A 16,404-nucleotide genomic window follows, 5' to 3' on the forward strand; every position below is an offset into this window, starting at 1 on the left:
CGCCCGCAACAGGAGCGCATGGCCTATAAAAAGCGACTCGTTCCGACCCGTCAAGGATTCGTTTTTGTAGCTTTTGTGACCCCAACATCTTGTGTGTCACATATGTGGATAACGGGGACATGCGAAGCCCAGGTCCCCCGGCACTTGACGCGGTTTATCAGGCTGCCGCGAAGCCAGCCTGGCCGGCGGCTTTTCATTTTAGCTGGCTTGCACTATCTGTTGCGTTCGTGCGGGGGCGCGCCTTGTCAACGCCAAAAGCATCCGCTACGCCCCGCTCATGACAGTCACCGTCCGTTTCGCCCCATCGCCGACCGGCCGCATCCATATAGGCAATGCGCGCACCGCGCTGTTCAACTGGCTTTTCGCCATCAACTACAAGGGCCGTTTCATCCAGCGCTTCGACGACACCGACATTGCCCGCTCGAAGCAGGAATATGCCGATTCCATTCTTTACGACCTGCACTGGCTGGGCATCTTCCCGGATGTCACCGAGTACCAGTCGCGCCGCTTCGATATCTACGACGCGGCGGTCGAGCGGCTGAAGGCGGCGCGGGTGCTCTATGCCTGCTACGAAACACCGGAAGAGCTCGACCTGCGCCGCAAGGTGCGCCGCACGCGCGGCCTGCCGCCGGTCTATGGCCGCGAGGCGCTGACGCTGACGCCGGAGCAGGTGGCGGAATACCAGTCCGATGGACGCAAGCCGCATTGGCGCTTCCTTTTGCCCAATTTCACCAGCGATCCGCTGCAGCCGGAGCGCACGGACGTGCATTGGAACGACCTGGTGCGCGGCGAGGAGACCGTCGATCTCGCCTCGCTGTCGGATCCTGTGCTGGTGCGTGAGGACGGCACCTATCTCTACACGCTGCCTTCGGTGGTCGACGATATCGAGATGGGCGTCAGCCATGTCATCCGCGGCGACGACCATGTCACCAACACCGGCGTGCAGATCGCCATCTTCAAGGCGCTCGGCGCAGAGCCGCCGGTCTTCGGCCACCACAATCTGCTCACCACGACCACGGGCGAGGGGCTGTCGAAGCGGACCGGCGCGCTGTCGATCGAGAGCCTGCGCCAGGACGGGATCGAGCCGATGGCGGTCGCGTCGCTGGCCGTGCTCGTCGGCACGTCGGAGAATGTCACCGCCGCGCACGACCTCAACGAGCTTGCCAGCCATTTCGACCCGGCGGCGACATCCAAATCCGCTTCCAAGTTTGATCCGGACGAGCTCCTCGTGCTCAACCGCGCGCTGATGCATCACATGTCGTTCGAGGACGCCCGCGACCGGCTGATGGTGCTGGGCATTTCCGGCGACAAGGCCGAGGCGTTCTGGCTGGCGGTGCGCGGCAATCTCGACCGCCTGTCGGATGCGGTCGCCTGGTGGCGAATCGTGAGCGAAGGCCCGCAGGAGCCGGCCGAGTTTTCCGGCGAGGACCGCGATTTCCTCAATCAGGCGTTCGACGTGCTGCCCGAGGAGCCGTGGAACGGCACGGTCTGGAAGGACTGGACCGGCAAGATCAAGGAAGCAACCGGGCGCAAGGGCAAGCCGCTGTTCATGCCGCTGCGGCTGGCGCTCACCGGGCGGACTTCGGGGCCGGAGCTTTCAGATCTATTGCCGCTGATGGGTCGGGAAGGAACGCTGGCCCGACGACCCTGACCTTGCGCTGATCCGGCGGCAGCGCCGAGACCGGCGACACCGGCACCTTTGTGGTCAGCCGCTTGATCGCGTCCTGGTCGAGCCCGCCTTCGGCATTGGCGAGCGTTTCGGGATCTGCGCCGGGATCGGGCTTCACCGCCGGCACGGGAATGAAGGGCGCTATCCCGCCATCCGCCTGCGACTGTTCGGGATTGGGCGGATTGCCGCCGATGATCGTGAAATTGCCGGCCTGCGCGTTGCATCCGCAAGTGGGCGGCCGCGAATAGTTGGCCTGCTTGTAAAGATAGGCGGTCGGCAGCTCGCTGTAGGGCTGACCGGTGACCGAGGAGGTCATCGACCCGGAGTCGTCGTCCATCCCACGCGAATAGAAGACCTGCATCTCGGTACCCGGGCAGCTCGATTCGCAATTCTTCTGGTCGCGCTCGAAATCGCCGGCGGAGGCGGCGTTGGACATCGGGTAGAAATAGCCGTCGCAGGTGCGCACGCACATGGTGCGGAACTCGCCGCCGAAGCGCGGCAGGTCCATGCCGTCCGGCTGATTGATGACGCGGCGGATGTTGCGCACGCTCGGATCATCAAGCGGCACATCCGCCGTATCAGGCATATCAGGAGCGTCGGGCGTTTCGAGTTGCTGGTCCTGGCGGCCGAAAAGCTGCTCGAACAGATTGCCGCCGCCATTGTCACGGGAAGCCTCCTGAAGCGGCGCGCGGCGCGGCGCGATCTCGTCGTCGCGGCAGTTGTTGGCATCGAGCGCCGCCAGGATACGACTGCGGTCGCGCCGCGTGCCACCGGCGGCAAGCCGCTCGCGCTTTGCCTGCAAAGTGTCGAGATTGGCGTTCATGCGCTCTATCGAGGCGTTGATCGCCGCGCACTGGCTGACATTGCGCGAAAACAGCGTGAAGCCGCAGCCAGCATCGCTTGCCCGGCCGCGGGCCCTGGCAAGCTGCTCGCGCTGGCGAGCGATCGCGTCGTCATATTTGCGGACGAGGCCCGGCCCGCCGCCGCCCCCGCGTGTCGCGGCGAGTTCGGCTTCAAGCTGGCGGCAAGTGCGCGAGGCTGCTTGGACGTCCGTGACGGCGACGGCCGAGCCTGCGAGCGCTGCAAGCAGCGGCACTAGGAGGGCCAGCTTCAACCTCGCGCCTTTCATCTGAACCCCAAATCGCTCGACCGACCCGAAGCTACGCCGCGGTGGTTAACTGACTATGCCAGAGTCGCCACCACCGCGCCTAAGGGCAATTTGGCGAAGCCGCCATGCTTCAACCCACATCAATCAGCGCCTGCGCCTTGTGCGCCGCCTCGACGACAGCCAGCGCGGTCATGTTGACGACGCCGCGCGAGGTCACCGACGGCGTCAATATATGGGCGGGCTTGTCGGTGCCGAGCAGGATCGGCCCGACATGCAGCGCGTCCATCATGGCGCCCAGCGCCGTCAGCGTGATGTTGGCCGAATCGAGGTTCGGGAAGACCAGCAGATTGGCCTCGCCCTTCAACCTGGAGTGCGGATAGACGCGCTGGCGCAGATGTTCCGAAAGCGCGGTATCGGCATGCATCTCGCCGTCGCATTCAAGGTCGGGTGCGATGCGCGCCAGGATCGCCGCGGCTTGCCGCATCTTGAATGCGCTCGGCGCGTCGCGCGAACCGAAATCCGAGAAGGAGAGCAGGGCGGCCTTGGGTTCCATGCCGAAACGCCTGATTTCCTCCGCCGCCAGAACGGTCATCTCCGCGATCTCCTCGGCTGTGGGATCGATGGAGACGTAGGTGTCTGTGAGAAAGACGATGCCCCGCTGCGAAATCAGCATGGAGAGCGCCGACAGATCGCGGTCCTTGACGCCGGCGCGCGGCCCGATGATCAGCGAGACATTGCGCAAGTGCCGCTCGAAACGACCTTCGAGCCCGCAGATCATGGCATCCGCATCGCCACGCTTCAGCGCGAGCGCCGCGATAACCGTATTGTTGGTGCGCACCATGGTGCGGGCGGCTTCCGTCGTCACGCCGCGCCGGCCAGCGAGCTCGATCAAAAGGTCGACATAATGGCGGTAGCGCGGATCGTCTTCCGGATTGATCAATGCGAAATCGACGCCAGGCCGGATGCGCAGGCCGTAACGCTTCAGGCGGACCTCCACCACATGCGGGCGGCCGATCAAAGTCGGTTCGGCAATGCTTTCCTCCAACACCACCTGGGCGGCGCGGAGCACGCGTTCGTCCTCGCCATCGGCATAGATGACGCGCTTGGCGCTTGAAGCCTTAGCGGTGGAAAACACCGGCTTCATCACCAGGCCGGAGCGGAAGACGAAGCGGTTGAGCTTGTCGATATAGGCGGCGAAGTCGCTAATCGGCCGCGTCGCGACGCCGGTGTCGCATGCGGCCTTCGCCACCGCCGGCGCGATGCGCAGGATAAGGCGCGGATCGAAAGGCGAGGGGATCAGGAAATCGGGACCGAACATCGGCGTCTCGCCGGAATAGGCGCGCGCCGCGACATCGGAAGGCTCCTCGCGGGCAAGGGCGGCGATCGCGCGCACGGCCGACATCTTCATCTCCTCGTTGATGGCGCTGGCGCCGCAATCGAGCGCGCCGCGGAAGATGTAAGGAAAGCAGAGCACATTGTTGACTTGATTGGGAAAATCCGAGCGGCCGGTGCAGATCATGGCGTCCGGCCGGGCGGCCCGCGCCAGCTCCGGCATGATCTCGGGATTGGGGTTGGCCAAAGCCAGGATGAGCGGCTTCGGCGCCATATGTTGCAGGAGCTCCGGCTTCAGCACGCCGGCGGCGGAGAGGCCCAGAAACACGTCTGCGCCGGAAATGACGTCGGCAAGCGTGCGCGCCTCGGTGTCCTTCACATACGGGTCCTTCCAGCGATCCATCTCCTCGACGCGGCCCTTGTAGGCGACGCCGAAACGGTCGGTGACCCAGATGTTTTCCACCTTGGCGCCGAGCGAGACCAGAAGATTGAGGCAGGCAAGTGCTGCGGCGCCCGCGCCGGAGGTGACGATCTTGATGTCGGAAATCGCCTTGCCGGCCAGTTCCAGCCCGTTGAGCACCGCCGCGGCGACGATGATCGCCGTGCCATGCTGGTCGTCGTGGAAGACCGGAATGCCCATGCGGGCCTTCAGCCGCTCCTCGACCTCGAAGCATTCCGGCGCCTTGATGTCCTCCAGGTTAATGCCGCCGAAGGTCGGCTCGAGCGCCGCCACGGTCTCGACCATGCGCTCGATCTCCGGCGCATCGATCTCGATGTCGAAGACGTCGATGCCGGCGAATTTCTTGAACAGCACGGCCTTGCCTTCCATCACCGGCTTGGAGGCGAGCGGGCCGATATTGCCGAGCCCGAGCACGGCCGAGCCGTTGGAGACTACGCCGACAAGATTGGCGCGGGCGGTGTAGTCGGCGGCGGTTGCCGGATCGTCGCGGATCTCGAGGCAGGGTGCGGCCACGCCCGGCGAATAGGCAAGCGCCAGGTCGCGCTGGTTGCCGAGCGGCTTGGTCGCCTGGATCTCAAGCTTTCCCGGCTTCGGGTGCTTGTGGAAGAAGAGGGCGGCCTCGTCGAGGTCCGACCGGGCCGTTTTCTTGTTCTCGCCGTCCATTGCGGCCCCTCCCTGCGATACTGGTTTGGAGCCTTTTAGCATGCGCCCGCGATTTTTCGCGACCGCAAATCGCAGGCTCCAGCTTCACAATGCCGGAGCAGAAATAATCTTCCGATTCCAGATGGTTGGCTGGAGAGCTTCAGGCGATGCTCAGAAGGCGCTGACGTAGAGGCCGCCATCGACCGGGATATTCTGGCCGGTGAGGTAGCCGGCATGGACCGAACAGAGAAAGGCGCAGATCTGGCCGAATTCCTCGGGCGTGCCGAGACGTTTCGCCGGCACGTCGGCGCTGATGCGGGCCTTGCGCGCGGCTGCCGCGCCCGGGTCTTCCTGAGTGCCTGCTTCATGCGGGCCGCGCAACCGGTCGGTGTCTAGTTTCCCGGGCAGCAGGCTGTTGATGGTGACGTTGCGGTCGATCACCGTGCGCGCCACGCCGGCCAGGAACGAGGTCAGGCCGGCGCGCGCGCCGGACGACAGGTCGAGGCCGGGGATCGGCACATAGACCGACAGCGAAGTGATGTTGACGATGCGGCCGAAGCCGCGCTTGGCCATGCCGTCGATCACCGCCTGGATGAGCTCGATCGGCGTCACCATGTTCTGCGTCACGCCCTCGAGGATTTTCGTGCGATCGAGCTCGCGGAAATCGCGCAGCGGCGGGCCGCCATTGTTGTTGACCAGGATGTCCGGATCGGGGCAGGCGGCAAGGATCGCCTTCTGCACCTCGGGCTTCGACACATCGCCGGCAACTTCGATTACCTTGACGCCGAATTTCTCGCGGATCTCTTGCGCGGTCCTGGCGAGAAGCTCGGCGTTGCGACCGTTGACGACGAGGTCGACGCCGGCTTCGGCCAACGCCATGGCGCAACCCTTTCCAAGCCCCTTGCTCGAGGCGCAGACGATGGCCTTCTTGCCGCGAATGCCGAGATCCATGGTGATTTTCTCCTGATGCTTTGGCGGCGCCAAGCTAGCGCCTGGGCTGGACCAACCGCAACCGTCATACGGTTGTTGCATGAATCGGGGCATAGGCACGCGAAAGCAAAGGGTAAAATCGCGATGTCAGCCCCAGAGCCCCGCACTTTCCGCGCCCTGTTCATTTCCGACGTGCATCTCGGCTCGAAAGCGGCCAAGGCCGATTTCCTGATCGACTTCCTGCGCCATCACGACGCCGAGATCATCTATCTGGTCGGCGATATCGTCGACGGCTGGCGGCTGCGCCGCAGCTGGCACTGGCCGCAGAGCCACAATGACGTCGTGCAGAAGCTGCTGCGCAAGGCACGCAAGGGCGCCTCGATCACCTATATCGCCGGCAATCACGACGAATTCGCCCGCCAGTTCCAGGGCGTGCATTTCGGCGGCATCGTCGTTGCCGACCGCGCCATCCACGAAACCGCCGACGGCCGGCGCCTGCTGGTCATCCATGGCGACCAGTTCGACACGGTGGTGCACAACCAGCGCTGGCTCGCTTATCTCGGCGACTATGCCTATGACACGGCGATGCTGATCAACCGCGTCGTGACCAAGCTGCGCCACCTGCTCGGCCTGCCTTACTGGTCGTTTTCGTCATGGGCCAAGGTCAAGGTGAAGAAGGCGGTGAACTTCATCGGCTCGTTCCAGACCGTGCTTTCGGAAGAAGCGCGGCGGTCGCATGTCGACGGCGTGATCTGCGGCCACATCCACCATGCCGCCATCGAAAGCTATGGGGAGGTGCAGTACATCAACACCGGCGACTGGGTGGAGGGCTGCACCGCGGTTGTCGAGCATTTCGACGGCCGCATGGAGATCCTGACCTGGGCGCATGTGCTGCCGGAATCTTCAACTGGGAAGGATGTGTTGGTTCCGGTCGACATTATCGACCTCAAGGGCAGGGCCGCGCAGGCGGCGTAAACGCCGTCTGCCCGTCTGGGATCGGCTCCATTGAGCGTCCTGGCGCGCGCGTTGTTCCGCGTTGTTCATTGAAGCCGAAGCGCGGCATGTCCGTGCCGGACGCGGTCTTCAACAGCTTTGCCCTTGATCGATTGGTCCAGGCAGTTCCGACCTGCCTTGCCGCATGTTAGGGATTGAAACGCGTTGCAGGCCGTCGATTGCAACGCAATTGGATCGATTCATGTCGCTGCCGCCGCTCTCGCCCGAACAACGCATCAAGCCCAGCCATTTCGAACTGCGCATCAGCCTGATCTTCGCGACCTTGTTCGTGTCGCAGGGCACGCATCTGCCTTATTTTCCGCTCTGGCTGCAGGCGAAGGGGTTTCATGCCGAGCAGATCGCCGTCATCCTGGCGGCGCCGATGTTCCTGCGCGTGGTGACGACGCCGATGCTGACGGCGCTTGCCGACCGGGCGAAGGACCGCGCCAATGTCTATATCACGCTGGTCGCAGCCTCGATGGCCGTCTCGGCGGGCTATTTCCTGCCGGCCACCTACGCGACCGTGCTTGCCGTGTCGCTGCTGCTCACCATCGTCTGGACGCCGCATTCGCCGATGGCCGATTCGCTGGCGCTGTCGGGCGTGCGGCGCTTCGGCTCCAATTACACGGCGATGCGCAAATGGGGTTCGATCGCCTATCTCTGCGCCAATATCGCGGGCGGATTCATCCTGGCGGCCACAGGTCCGCAGGCGGTTCCGGTGATCATCTTCGTGGCGCTTGGCGCGGCTCTTGCCGCGGGTCTGTGGGCGCCGCGCATGGGGCGGCCGCGCAAGGCCTCGCCGCTGTCGGCCACTGAAATCCAGCACAAGGCGCCCAGCCTCTTCAACGCCTATTTCCTCTATTTCACCCTCGGGGTCGGCGTCATCACCGCCAGCCACGCCTTCCTCTACGGCTTCGTGTCGATCTACTGGAAGTCGATTGGCATCGGCGATTCCGTCGTCGGCCTGCTATGGGCCTGGGGCGTGGTCTCCGAAGTCTGCATGTTCTTGTTTTTCAACCGCATTTTTTCGTCGGTCTCAGTGGTCAAGGTGATGGTGATCGCCGGCATCGGCTCGATCGTGCGCTGGATCGCCTTTCCGCTCGTCTGGCCGCTCGGGTTTGGCGTCGGCGGCTTCTTCCTTGTCCAGTCGCTGCACTCGGTCTCGGTCGCGATGGTGTTGATCGGGCTGCAGAAGATGATCGGCGAGACGGTTTCCGAGGAGCGCACGGGCGCGGCGCAGGGCATTGCCTATTTCTTCAACGGCTTCTTCATGGCGGCGGTGACGCTTGCTTCCGGCCCGCTTTACGACCGCTTGGGCGTCGACGGTTTCTGGGCGATGATCCCGATCGCGATCGTCGGCATGGCGCTGATCGGTCTTGCCGCGCGCTCAGCCCCAAAGCTCCCTGTCGGGGGGTGAAACCAGCGATCCCTGGTAGACGAGGCCGGGCTCGCGATCGCGTGCGAGAAGCAGCGGGCCATCGAGGTCGACGAAGTCGGCGTCCTGCGCCAGCAAAACCGCCGGCGCCATGGCGAGCGAGGTGCCGACCATGCAGCCCACCATGATGCCGAAGCCGAGATCGCGGGCTCGGTCGCGCAATCTCAACGCCTCCGTCAGGCCGCCGGATTTGTCGAGCTTGATGTTGACGGCGTCGTAGAGACCGACCAGCGCGTCGAGGTCCTTCGCCGCGTGCACGCTTTCGTCGGCGCAGACCGGCACCGGATGCGCTATCCGGCGCAGGATGTCGTCCTTGCCCGCCGGCAGCGGCTGCTCGATGAGCGTGATGCCGTGCTGCGCGGCGAAGGCAAGATTCGCCTCGATAGTCTCGTCCGTCCAGCCCTCATTGGCATCGAGGATGATACGGCTCTCGGGAGCGGATTCCGTCACCGCGCGAATCCGCGCCATGTCGTTGTCGCCGCCGATCTTGACCTTGAGCAAAGGCCGCGCGGCGTTGGCGCGCGCTTGCGCCGCCATGGCTTCCGGTTCGGCAAGCGACAGCGTGTAAGCGGTTTCCAGTGGTTTGGGCGGAAGGACGCCGATCGCCGCCGCCACGGGCGTGCCGGTCAGCTTCGCTTCCAGATCCCAGAGCGCGCAATCTATGGCATTGCGTGCCGCGCCTGCCGGCATGGCAGCGAGCAGAGCGGTCCGGTCGATGCCGTCAGCGATCGGATCGCGCATCGCCTCGATCGCGGCATATACGCCGTCCATGGTCTCGCCGTAGCGCTTGTAGGGCACGCACTCGCCGCGCCCGGAACGTCCCCCGTCAGCAATCGTTACGGTGATGACTTCGGCCTCGGTTTTGGATCCGCGTGAGATGGTGAAGGTGCCGGCGATCGGGAATCGCTCCATTTCGACCGAAATGACACGCGCCATAATTTTCTTCTCCGGCTGTGCGACACCAGTCTGCCGGCAAATCGACACGCCAGTCCCGTCACGCTAAACAGGACGCCATGTTGACCATCCGCAAACGCGACGCAAGCGGCGAGGCCGCCGAGAACGGCGAGCATCGACCGCGCGTCGCCGTGGGCGAAGAGGGCGGGGTGCTGGGCTGCGCCTTTTCCGGCGTGTGGACGACGCGCACCGTGGCGGCGGTCGATGGAGACATGCGCAAGATCGAGCAGAGAAGCGGCGCGAAACAGCTGATGCTCGACCTTTCCCACATCGAAAAGATGGACACGGCCGGGGCCTGGCTGATCGACCGGCTGGCCAGCGCCTTCGAGAAGAAAGGCGTCGAGGTCCATTTGCAGGGGCAAAGCGAGGTCGCCTCGATCCTGCTCGGCGCGGTCGGCGACGCGGTCCGTCGCGAGCCCGAATCGGACCCGTCCGGACCGCCCAACATCATCCTGCGCGCGCTGGAGCTGGTAGGCCGGCAGGTCTACGAGATGCGCGACGATTTCTTCGCCTCGATGAACATCCTCGGCGCCACGATCCGCGGCGCGCAGATGAAGCTCGGCCGCGGCCATGCGGTCAATCCGGCCGCGATCTTCAACCAGATCGATCGCATGGGCGTCGGCGCGATCCCGGTGGTGGTGCTGATGTCGGCCATCGTCGGCGCCATCGTCGCCCAGCAGGGCGCCTATCAGCTCAGCTATTTCGGCGCCAATATCTTCGTCGTCGACCTTGTCGGCGTGCTGATCCTGCGCGAGCTCGGCGTGCTGATGACGGCGATCATGCTCGCGGGACGTTCGGGCAGCGCCATCACGGCCGAGATCGGCTCGATGAAGATGCGCGAGGAGGTCGATGCGCTGAAGGTGATCGGCCTCAACCCGATCGGCGTGCTTGTCTTTCCGCGGCTCGTCGCGCTGGTGATCGGGCTGCCCTGCCTTACCATCATCGCCAATTTCGCGGCGCTCGGCGGCGGCATCGTCGCCGCCTGGCTCTATTCCGACATCCCGCCGGCCGCGTTCATAGACAGGCTGCGCGTCGCCATCGATCTCAGCACCATCTTCGCCGGCCTGATCAAGGCGCCGTTCATGGCCCTGATCATCGGCATCATCGCGTCTGTCGAGGGCATGAAGGTCGGCGGCAGCGCCGAATCGCTCGGCCTGCACGTCACCGCGTCGGTGGTGAAGTCGATCTTCATCGTCATCATCCTCGACGGGCTTTTCGCCATGTTCTACGCAGCGATCGGCTTCTGAGATGGCGAACGGCAACGGCGCCACGGCAGCGGAGCACACGAACGATGGCGAGATCGTGCTTTCGGTTCGCGACGTCACCGTCGCCATCGGCGACAAGCTGATTCTCGACAAGCTTTCGCTCGACATCAAGCGCGGGGAAATCCTCGGCTTTGTCGGCGCCTCCGGCGCCGGCAAATCGGTGCTGCTGCGCACCATACTGGGATTGATGCCGAAGCAGTCGGGGACGATCAGCCTGTTCGGCGTCGATGTCGACAAGGCAAGCGACGCCGATCGCCTGCGCATCGATATGCGGCTCGGCGTGCTGTTCCAGCATGGGGCGCTGTTTTCGGCGCTGACGGTGCTGGAGAACGTGCAGGTGCCGATGCGCGAATATCTCGACCTGCCCAAGGCGCTGATGGATGAGCTCGCCATGCTCAAGATCGAGCTGGTCGGGCTGCCGACCGACGCCGCGCAGAAATTCCCGTCCGAACTTTCCGGCGGCATGATCAAGCGCGCGGCGCTGGCGCGTGCGCTTGCGCTCGATCCGGACATCGTCTTTCTGGACGAACCGACCTCGGGGCTCGACCCGATCAGCGCAGCCGAGTTCGACGAATTGGTCGTCAAGCTGCGCGACACAATGGATCTGACCGTCTACATGGTCACGCACGATCTCGACACGCTGTTCACCGCTTGCGACCACGTGGCGGTGCTCGGCAAGAAGAGGGTGCTGGTGGAAGGCACGATCGACGACATGCTGAAGAGCGATGAGCCGTGGGTGAAATCCTATTTCCGCGGAAAACGCGCCCGGCAACTTGATCTTGCGGCGCGCGCATAGCGATAAGTGGGGCGATGGAAACAAGAGCCAACTACGTCATCGTCGGCATCTTCACGCTGGGCGCGATCCTGGCGGCCTTCGCCTTCGTCTATTGGACGGCTGCGATCGGCGACAGGGGCGAAACGGCGATGCTGCGCGTGCGCATCCCAGGCTCGGCCTCGGGCCTCAGCCGCGGCAGCCTGGTGCTGTTCAACGGCGTCAGGGTGGGCGATGTGAAAAACGTCTACATCGATGGCGACGATCCGACCGTCGCCATTGCCGACACCGAAATCGCCCGCTGGACGCCGATCACCAAGTCGACGCAGGCCGACATCGGACTGACCGGCCTCAGCGGCCAGGCCAATATCGAGCTCAAGGGTGCCGACCCCAAGGAAGCCAGGTTGCTCGACGAGGCGGAGAAGGAAGGCAGGGTCGCCGAGATCGTCGCCAACCCGTCCGCGGTCACCAACCTTTTGCAGACGGCTCAGAACATCTTTACCCGCGCCGACAAGGTGCTTAGCGAGCTCGAAGGTTTTACCAAGGACGTTCGTGAGCCGCTGACGCAGACGATCAAGAACGTCCAGACCTTCTCGGACGCGCTGGCCAAGAATTCCGACGGCATAGACAAGTTCCTGTCGGCGGTGAGCTCGCTTTCGGATCAGCTGAAGAATGTCTCCGGACGGCTCGACAGCACGCTGAAGGCCGCCGAAGGCCTGCTCAATTCCGTCGACAAGGACCAGATCAAGAGCATTGTGGCCAATGTCGATACGGTGACGGCGAACCTGAAAGAGACCTCGAAGCAGTTCGACACCGTCATCGGCAACGTCAACACGGCGGTCGGCTCGATCAACGATTTCGCCAAGCAGACGCAAGGGACACTGGCCAAGGTCAACGGCGTGCTCGACGGCATCGATCCGGCCGACGTCAAGGAGGCTTTGGCCAATATCCAGAAAGCAAGCGCCAGCGCCGACAAGGCGGCCTCGGACATCGCCAAGGTCACCGACAAGATCGCCAACCGTTCCGACGACATCAATGACACGATCAAGAATGCCCGCCAGCTTGCGCAGCGCCTCAACGACGCCTCGGTGCGCGTCGACGGCATCCTGGCCAAGGTGGACAAGATTCTAGGCTCCGGCGAGGCCGACGGCGTGATGGCCGATGCGAGGGCGACGCTCAAGTCCTTCAAGCAGGTGGCCGATACCCTTAACTCCCGCCTCGGCACCATCGTCGACAACCTGTCACGCTTCTCCGGCCAGGGGCTGCAGAATGTGGAAGCGCTGGTGCAGGACAGCCGCCGCTCGATCAACCGCATCGAGGAGGCGGTGACCGACCTCAGCCGCAATCCGCAGCGCATCCTGTCCGGGGGCGAGGGCGAGGTCCGGCAATTCGACGGAAGGGCACGGCGTTGACTTCGGCCGCCGCGACCGCCAAGAAAATGAACCGCGAATGCGGGTTGATCGGGGACAACGGGGATCGCGCGTGAAGTCGGTCAGGGTGGTAGCGGGTAGTTTGAGATCATCCACGGCGGCATTGCTGGTGCTTACGCTTGCCGGTTGCGCGGTCCTGGGCGGCAAGCCGGCGCCGCTCGACACGTTCGAACTGTCCGCGCCGTCGGTCGACGTGCATGCGCACAGCCGCCGCCAGATCCTGATCGCCCAGCCCTCGGCGCTCAAGGCGCTGGACAGCCAGAACATCGTCATCAGGCCTTCCGACCGCTCGATCCAGTTCCTGAAAGGCGCGCAATGGGCGGACCGGCTGCCGCTGATCGTGCAGGCGAGGCTGGCCGAGACGTTCCAGCGTTCCGGCAGCTTTGCCGGCGTAGGCAAGCCGGGCGAGGGGCTGGCCATCGACTACCAGATCATCGTCGAGGTGCGCTCCTTCGAGGTGCGCGTCAATGGCGGCGAGCATGCCGACGTCGACCTGTTCGTGCGCATCCTGAACGACCGCAACGGCGAGGTGCGGGCCTCGAAGGACTTCACCGCGAGCGCGCCGGTCTCCGGCAGCGGCAATGCGGCTTACGTCCGCGCGCTGGACAATGCCTTCGGCCAGGCGGCGACCGACATCGTCCGCTGGACGGATCAGATGATCTAGACAATGATGAGCGAATCCCAAGTCATTCTCCGCAAGTGGAGCGGCCGCATCAGGACGGCCGAGGAGGAGGCGTATGTCGCCTACATCGTGAAGACAGGGTTGAAGGACTACTCAGAGACGCCCGGCAACCTCGGCTGCCAGATGCTGATGCGCACGCTGGGCGACGGCGTCAGCGAAATCACCACGCTGAGCTGGTGGCGCGACATGGATGCCATTCGCGCCTTCGCCGGGCCGCAGCCGGAGCGTGCGGTCTACTACCCGGAAGACGACCGCTTCCTGCTCGATCGTCTGGAATTTGTCGAGCACCACCGGGTGATCGCGAGCGACGTCCGTCTCGGCGAGGCATAGAGCATGATCCCGAAAGAAGGTCAGCGACGGCAAAGAGTTGCAGAGCTTTCGGATTAAGACCATGCGACAAAACAAAGAGTCGGAGCGGGATGAATGACTCCACTCCAATTCATCCTGCTGTAAGCACCGGCTAAGCCGACAACGACATCGTGGACATGAAAAAGGCGGGTCGAGACCCGCCTTTTTGGTTTACGATTCTGCCTGCCGGCGTTCAGTGCAACCGGCCGCTGGCGTGGGCCAGCATGGTGTAGACCTTGCCGGTGTCGGAGGTCAGATAGGTCTGCGCCATGATGTTGTCGCGATCGTTGCGCGAGACATCCTTGAGCAGCTTCTCGAAATCCTCGCAGTAGCGGTCGACCGCGGCGCGGAATTCCGACTCGGCCTGATATTTGCGGCGGATCTCGTCGAAGGTCTGCTGGCCCTTGAGCGTATAGAGGCGGCGCGTGAACACGTCGCGCTCGCCGCGGCGGTAGCGGTTCCACAGCTCGATCGAGGCGTCGTGGTCGATGGCCCGCGCAATGTCGACGGAGAGCGAGTTGAGCGACTCCATGACATGCAGCGGCGAGCGCTGGGCAGGCGCCGCGCGCGGCGCTTCCGCCGGCGCCGCCGGGCGCAGCTCTTCCTCGCGCGAGGCGTTGGTCAGGAGATCGCGCACCCAGCCGCCCTGCTGTGTCTTGCCGTTCTCACGGCGCGGCGCCTCGGCGGGACGTTCGAGGTCAAGCGTGCCGCGCAGCGTGGTCTCGGCGAGCGGCGCTTGAGGCGCGCGCGCCGCCGGTTGCGGCTGTGGCTGTGGCTGTGGCTGTGGGGCCGGCGGGCGGCGCAGCGGCGGCTCGGCGGCGCGGGCCGGCGCCTGCGCAGCAGGGCGCAGACCGCGCGGTTCGCCCTGTTCACTGCTGCCGCTGCGGCCGGATTTCGCAACGATATCCGACAGTTCCTTGAGCGCATTGATCTGCTCGGCGACGGCGCGACGAATGGCCGAGGTCGATTCCTTGGCCTCTTCCGGCATCTCGATGACGCCCTTCTTCAGCTCGGCGCGGGTCAGGTCCAGCTCGCTCTTGATCGAGCCCGCGGTGCGCCGCATCTCCTCGGTCGCGTCGGCAAAGCGACGGGTCGCCGAATCGACGACCTCGGCGATGGCGGTGCGGATCTTCTCCGCCGATTCCATCGTGCGGCCCTCGGCGGTCTGCATCGTCTGGCCGACGAGGCTCTCGAAGGAACGCATCACCTTTTCGAGGTCTTCCGACTTCTTGACCAGGCCGACGGCGAGGTCTTCCAGCGAGGACTGGCGCTCCAGCGTGTGCTCGAGATTGCTCTGCGCGGAGCTGAGCAGGTTCGAAGCGCTGGAGAGCAGCCGGCTATGCTCGTCGAACTTGGTCGCGATCGCGGCCACCTCGCGCAGCGTCGCCGATGACAGGTCGGTGAGCCGCGTCGTGTTGGAATCGACCAGACGCGCCGAGCTGGCGAAGGTCTGTGCGGCTTTCTCGGTAGTCGTGGCGAAGCTCTGCGTGCTGCCGGAGAGCCGCTCCTCGACCTGGCCGAGATTGACGGCGGCCTGCTCGATGAGTTGGCCGAGCTGGGCGCTGGAGGTCGTCATGCGGCCGATGAGGTCGGCCACGCTGTCGGCAAGCGACGAGCGAGCGCCTTCGACGGCAGATAGCGTCTCGGCCGTGCGGCTGGCGAGAGCATTGACGAGGTTCGTGTTCTCGCTGCGCAGCTTCTCGGCCGCGCGTTCGGCGACCTCTTCCATGCTGCGCTGCAATTCGGAGCCGCCCTGGGCGAAGCGTTCAACCAGCGGCTTGGCCGTCTCGTCGAGGATCTTCGCCATCTCGGCCGAACGCGCCGCGAGCATGGTGTTGAGCTCGCGGGTGTTGGCGCCGATCGTGCGCGCGGCCTCGTTGGTGCTCTGGCCGATATGCTGGCCGACCGCCGTGAAGGTCTCGGCGATGACATTGGCGCGCGAGATCAGCTGAGCCTCGGCGCTGGAGACCTGCTCGCTGAGCTTCTGGCCCATCGTCTCTGCGGTGTAGGCGAGGCGGTTTTCCACGCTCGCGACCTGGTCCTCGACGCGCGCGGCGGCAGCCGCGGCGCTTGCGGCAAGCCGCTCGTCGGCGCCGGCCAGCGCCTGCTCGATCTCGCGGGCATGCACGGCGAGCTCCTGGCCGGTCTGGCGGGCGCGGTCGGCGACACGCTGCTCGGTGGCGGCGAAGGCGCCGACGATCGTGTCGGCGTGTTCGCCGATCGTCGAGCTGGTCGAAGCGATGCGCGACACCAGGCGGTTGTCGGCGTCGTCGAATATGCGGCCGATTTCGCCGGCGCGGGCCGAAAGCGCTTCCGACCCCTCGGCGATGCGCGCCATAAGCTGCTGGTCGGCGCTGTCGAAGATGCGGCCGAGGCATTGGCCG

General features: G+C 64.8%; 12 protein-coding genes and 1 pseudogene. 8 read left to right on the forward strand and 5 right to left on the reverse strand.

Annotated elements, in window-relative coordinates:
* Nucleotides 1–277 precede the first annotated feature (277 nt).
* A complete protein-coding gene (gltX, locus tag EOA23_RS20945; RefSeq protein ID WP_127305541.1) occupies nt 278–1,651 on the forward strand; it encodes a glutamate--tRNA ligase in 1,374 nt (457 codons plus the stop codon).
* On the opposite strand, the gene EOA23_RS20950 is transcribed toward gltX, so the two are convergent.
* From EOA23_RS20950 to EOA23_RS20960, 3 genes are all read right to left on the reverse strand, one after another.
* Entirely contained in the window at nt 1,569–2,798 is a 1,230-nt protein-coding gene (locus EOA23_RS20950) for a DUF2865 domain-containing protein (protein ID WP_127305542.1), read from the reverse strand. The two genes, gltX and EOA23_RS20950, sit on opposite strands and share 83 nt — an antisense overlap.
* 109 nt (nt 2,799–2,907) lie before the next feature.
* Nucleotides 2,908–5,232: an NADP-dependent malic enzyme gene (locus EOA23_RS20955; RefSeq protein WP_127305543.1), complete on the reverse strand. Its 2,325-nt coding sequence runs from the start codon at nt 5,230–5,232 to the stop codon at nt 2,908–2,910.
* Nucleotides 5,233–5,382: 150 nt separating this feature from the next.
* Complete coding sequence (locus EOA23_RS20960; RefSeq protein WP_127305544.1) at nt 5,383–6,162, reverse strand: SDR family oxidoreductase; 780 nt, start codon at nt 6,160–6,162, stop codon at nt 5,383–5,385.
* Nucleotides 6,163–6,285: 123 nt separating this feature from the next.
* Here EOA23_RS20960 and EOA23_RS20965 point away from each other — a divergent pair, with 123 nt between their 5' ends.
* The gene (locus tag EOA23_RS20965; protein WP_127305545.1) at nt 6,286–7,116 is read left to right on the forward strand and encodes a UDP-2,3-diacylglucosamine diphosphatase; all 831 of its coding nucleotides are present in this window, start codon (nt 6,286–6,288) and stop codon (nt 7,114–7,116) included.
* Nucleotides 7,117–7,336: 220 nt separating this feature from the next.
* A complete protein-coding gene (locus EOA23_RS20970) occupies nt 7,337–8,551 on the forward strand; it encodes an MFS transporter (protein ID WP_127305546.1) in 1,215 nt (404 codons plus the stop codon).
* On the opposite strand, the gene dgcA is transcribed toward EOA23_RS20970, so the two are convergent.
* Nucleotides 8,522–9,505, reverse strand: coding sequence for an N-acetyl-D-Glu racemase DgcA (gene dgcA, locus EOA23_RS20975; RefSeq protein WP_127305547.1), 984 nt, complete (start codon nt 9,503–9,505; stop codon nt 8,522–8,524). The two genes, EOA23_RS20970 and dgcA, sit on opposite strands and share 30 nt — an antisense overlap.
* Before the next feature lie 77 nt (nt 9,506–9,582).
* Here dgcA and EOA23_RS20980 point away from each other — a divergent pair, with 77 nt between their 5' ends.
* Genes EOA23_RS20980 through EOA23_RS21000 form a run of 5 tightly spaced genes read left to right on the forward strand, consistent with a single transcriptional unit; the run spans nt 9,583 to nt 14,002 of the window.
* A complete protein-coding gene (locus EOA23_RS20980; RefSeq protein WP_127305548.1) occupies nt 9,583–10,770 on the forward strand; it encodes an ABC transporter permease in 1,188 nt (395 codons plus the stop codon).
* 1 nt (nt 10,771) lies between these two features.
* On the forward strand, nt 10,772–11,584 hold the full coding sequence (locus EOA23_RS20985) for an ABC transporter ATP-binding protein (RefSeq protein ID WP_126060642.1): 813 nt from the start codon (nt 10,772–10,774) through the stop codon (nt 11,582–11,584).
* 14 nt (nt 11,585–11,598) lie between these two features.
* On the forward strand, nt 11,599–12,972 hold the full coding sequence (locus EOA23_RS20990; RefSeq protein WP_126060643.1) for an MlaD family protein: 1,374 nt from the start codon (nt 11,599–11,601) through the stop codon (nt 12,970–12,972).
* 37 nt (nt 12,973–13,009) lie between these two features.
* Complete coding sequence (locus EOA23_RS20995; protein ID WP_127305549.1) at nt 13,010–13,654, forward strand: ABC-type transport auxiliary lipoprotein family protein; 645 nt, start codon at nt 13,010–13,012, stop codon at nt 13,652–13,654.
* Between the two features lie 3 nt (nt 13,655–13,657).
* Complete coding sequence (locus EOA23_RS21000) at nt 13,658–14,002, forward strand: hypothetical protein (protein WP_210212495.1); 345 nt, start codon at nt 13,658–13,660, stop codon at nt 14,000–14,002.
* 211 nt (nt 14,003–14,213) lie between these two features.
* On the opposite strand, the pseudogene EOA23_RS21005 reads toward EOA23_RS21000, so the two are convergent.
* Nucleotides 14,214–16,404 (reverse strand): annotated as a pseudogene (locus EOA23_RS21005) (kinesin); the annotation flags it as partial.

It is taken from the genome of Mesorhizobium sp. M2A.F.Ca.ET.042.01.1.1, from assembly GCF_003997405.1.
Taxonomy (GTDB): Bacteria; Pseudomonadota; Alphaproteobacteria; order Rhizobiales; family Rhizobiaceae; genus Mesorhizobium.

Bases quoted from the DNA above. Each gene is read 5' to 3' on its own strand.
- EOA23_RS20970 (WP_127305546.1), top strand. From the start codon at position 7,337: ATGTCGCTGCCGCCGCTCTCGCCCGAACAACGCATCAAGCCCAGCCAT.
- dgcA (WP_127305547.1), bottom strand. From the start codon at position 9,505: ATGGCGCGTGTCATTTCGGTCGAAATGGAGCGATTCCCGATCGCCGGC.
- EOA23_RS20990 (WP_126060643.1), top strand. From the start codon at position 11,599: ATGGAAACAAGAGCCAACTACGTCATCGTCGGCATCTTCACGCTGGGC.
- EOA23_RS20955 (WP_127305543.1), bottom strand. From the start codon at position 5,232: ATGGACGGCGAGAACAAGAAAACGGCCCGGTCGGACCTCGACGAGGCC.
- EOA23_RS20965 (WP_127305545.1), top strand. From the start codon at position 6,286: ATGTCAGCCCCAGAGCCCCGCACTTTCCGCGCCCTGTTCATTTCCGAC.
- EOA23_RS20950 (WP_127305542.1), bottom strand. From the start codon at position 2,798: ATGAAAGGCGCGAGGTTGAAGCTGGCCCTCCTAGTGCCGCTGCTTGCA.
- EOA23_RS20985 (WP_126060642.1), top strand. From the start codon at position 10,772: ATGGCGAACGGCAACGGCGCCACGGCAGCGGAGCACACGAACGATGGC.
- gltX (WP_127305541.1), top strand. From the start codon at position 278: ATGACAGTCACCGTCCGTTTCGCCCCATCGCCGACCGGCCGCATCCAT.
- EOA23_RS20995 (WP_127305549.1), top strand. From the start codon at position 13,010: ATGCGGGTTGATCGGGGACAACGGGGATCGCGCGTGAAGTCGGTCAGG.
- EOA23_RS20980 (WP_127305548.1), top strand. From the start codon at position 9,583: ATGTTGACCATCCGCAAACGCGACGCAAGCGGCGAGGCCGCCGAGAAC.
- EOA23_RS21000 (WP_210212495.1), top strand. From the start codon at position 13,658: ATGATGAGCGAATCCCAAGTCATTCTCCGCAAGTGGAGCGGCCGCATC.
- EOA23_RS20960 (WP_127305544.1), bottom strand. From the start codon at position 6,162: ATGGATCTCGGCATTCGCGGCAAGAAGGCCATCGTCTGCGCCTCGAGC.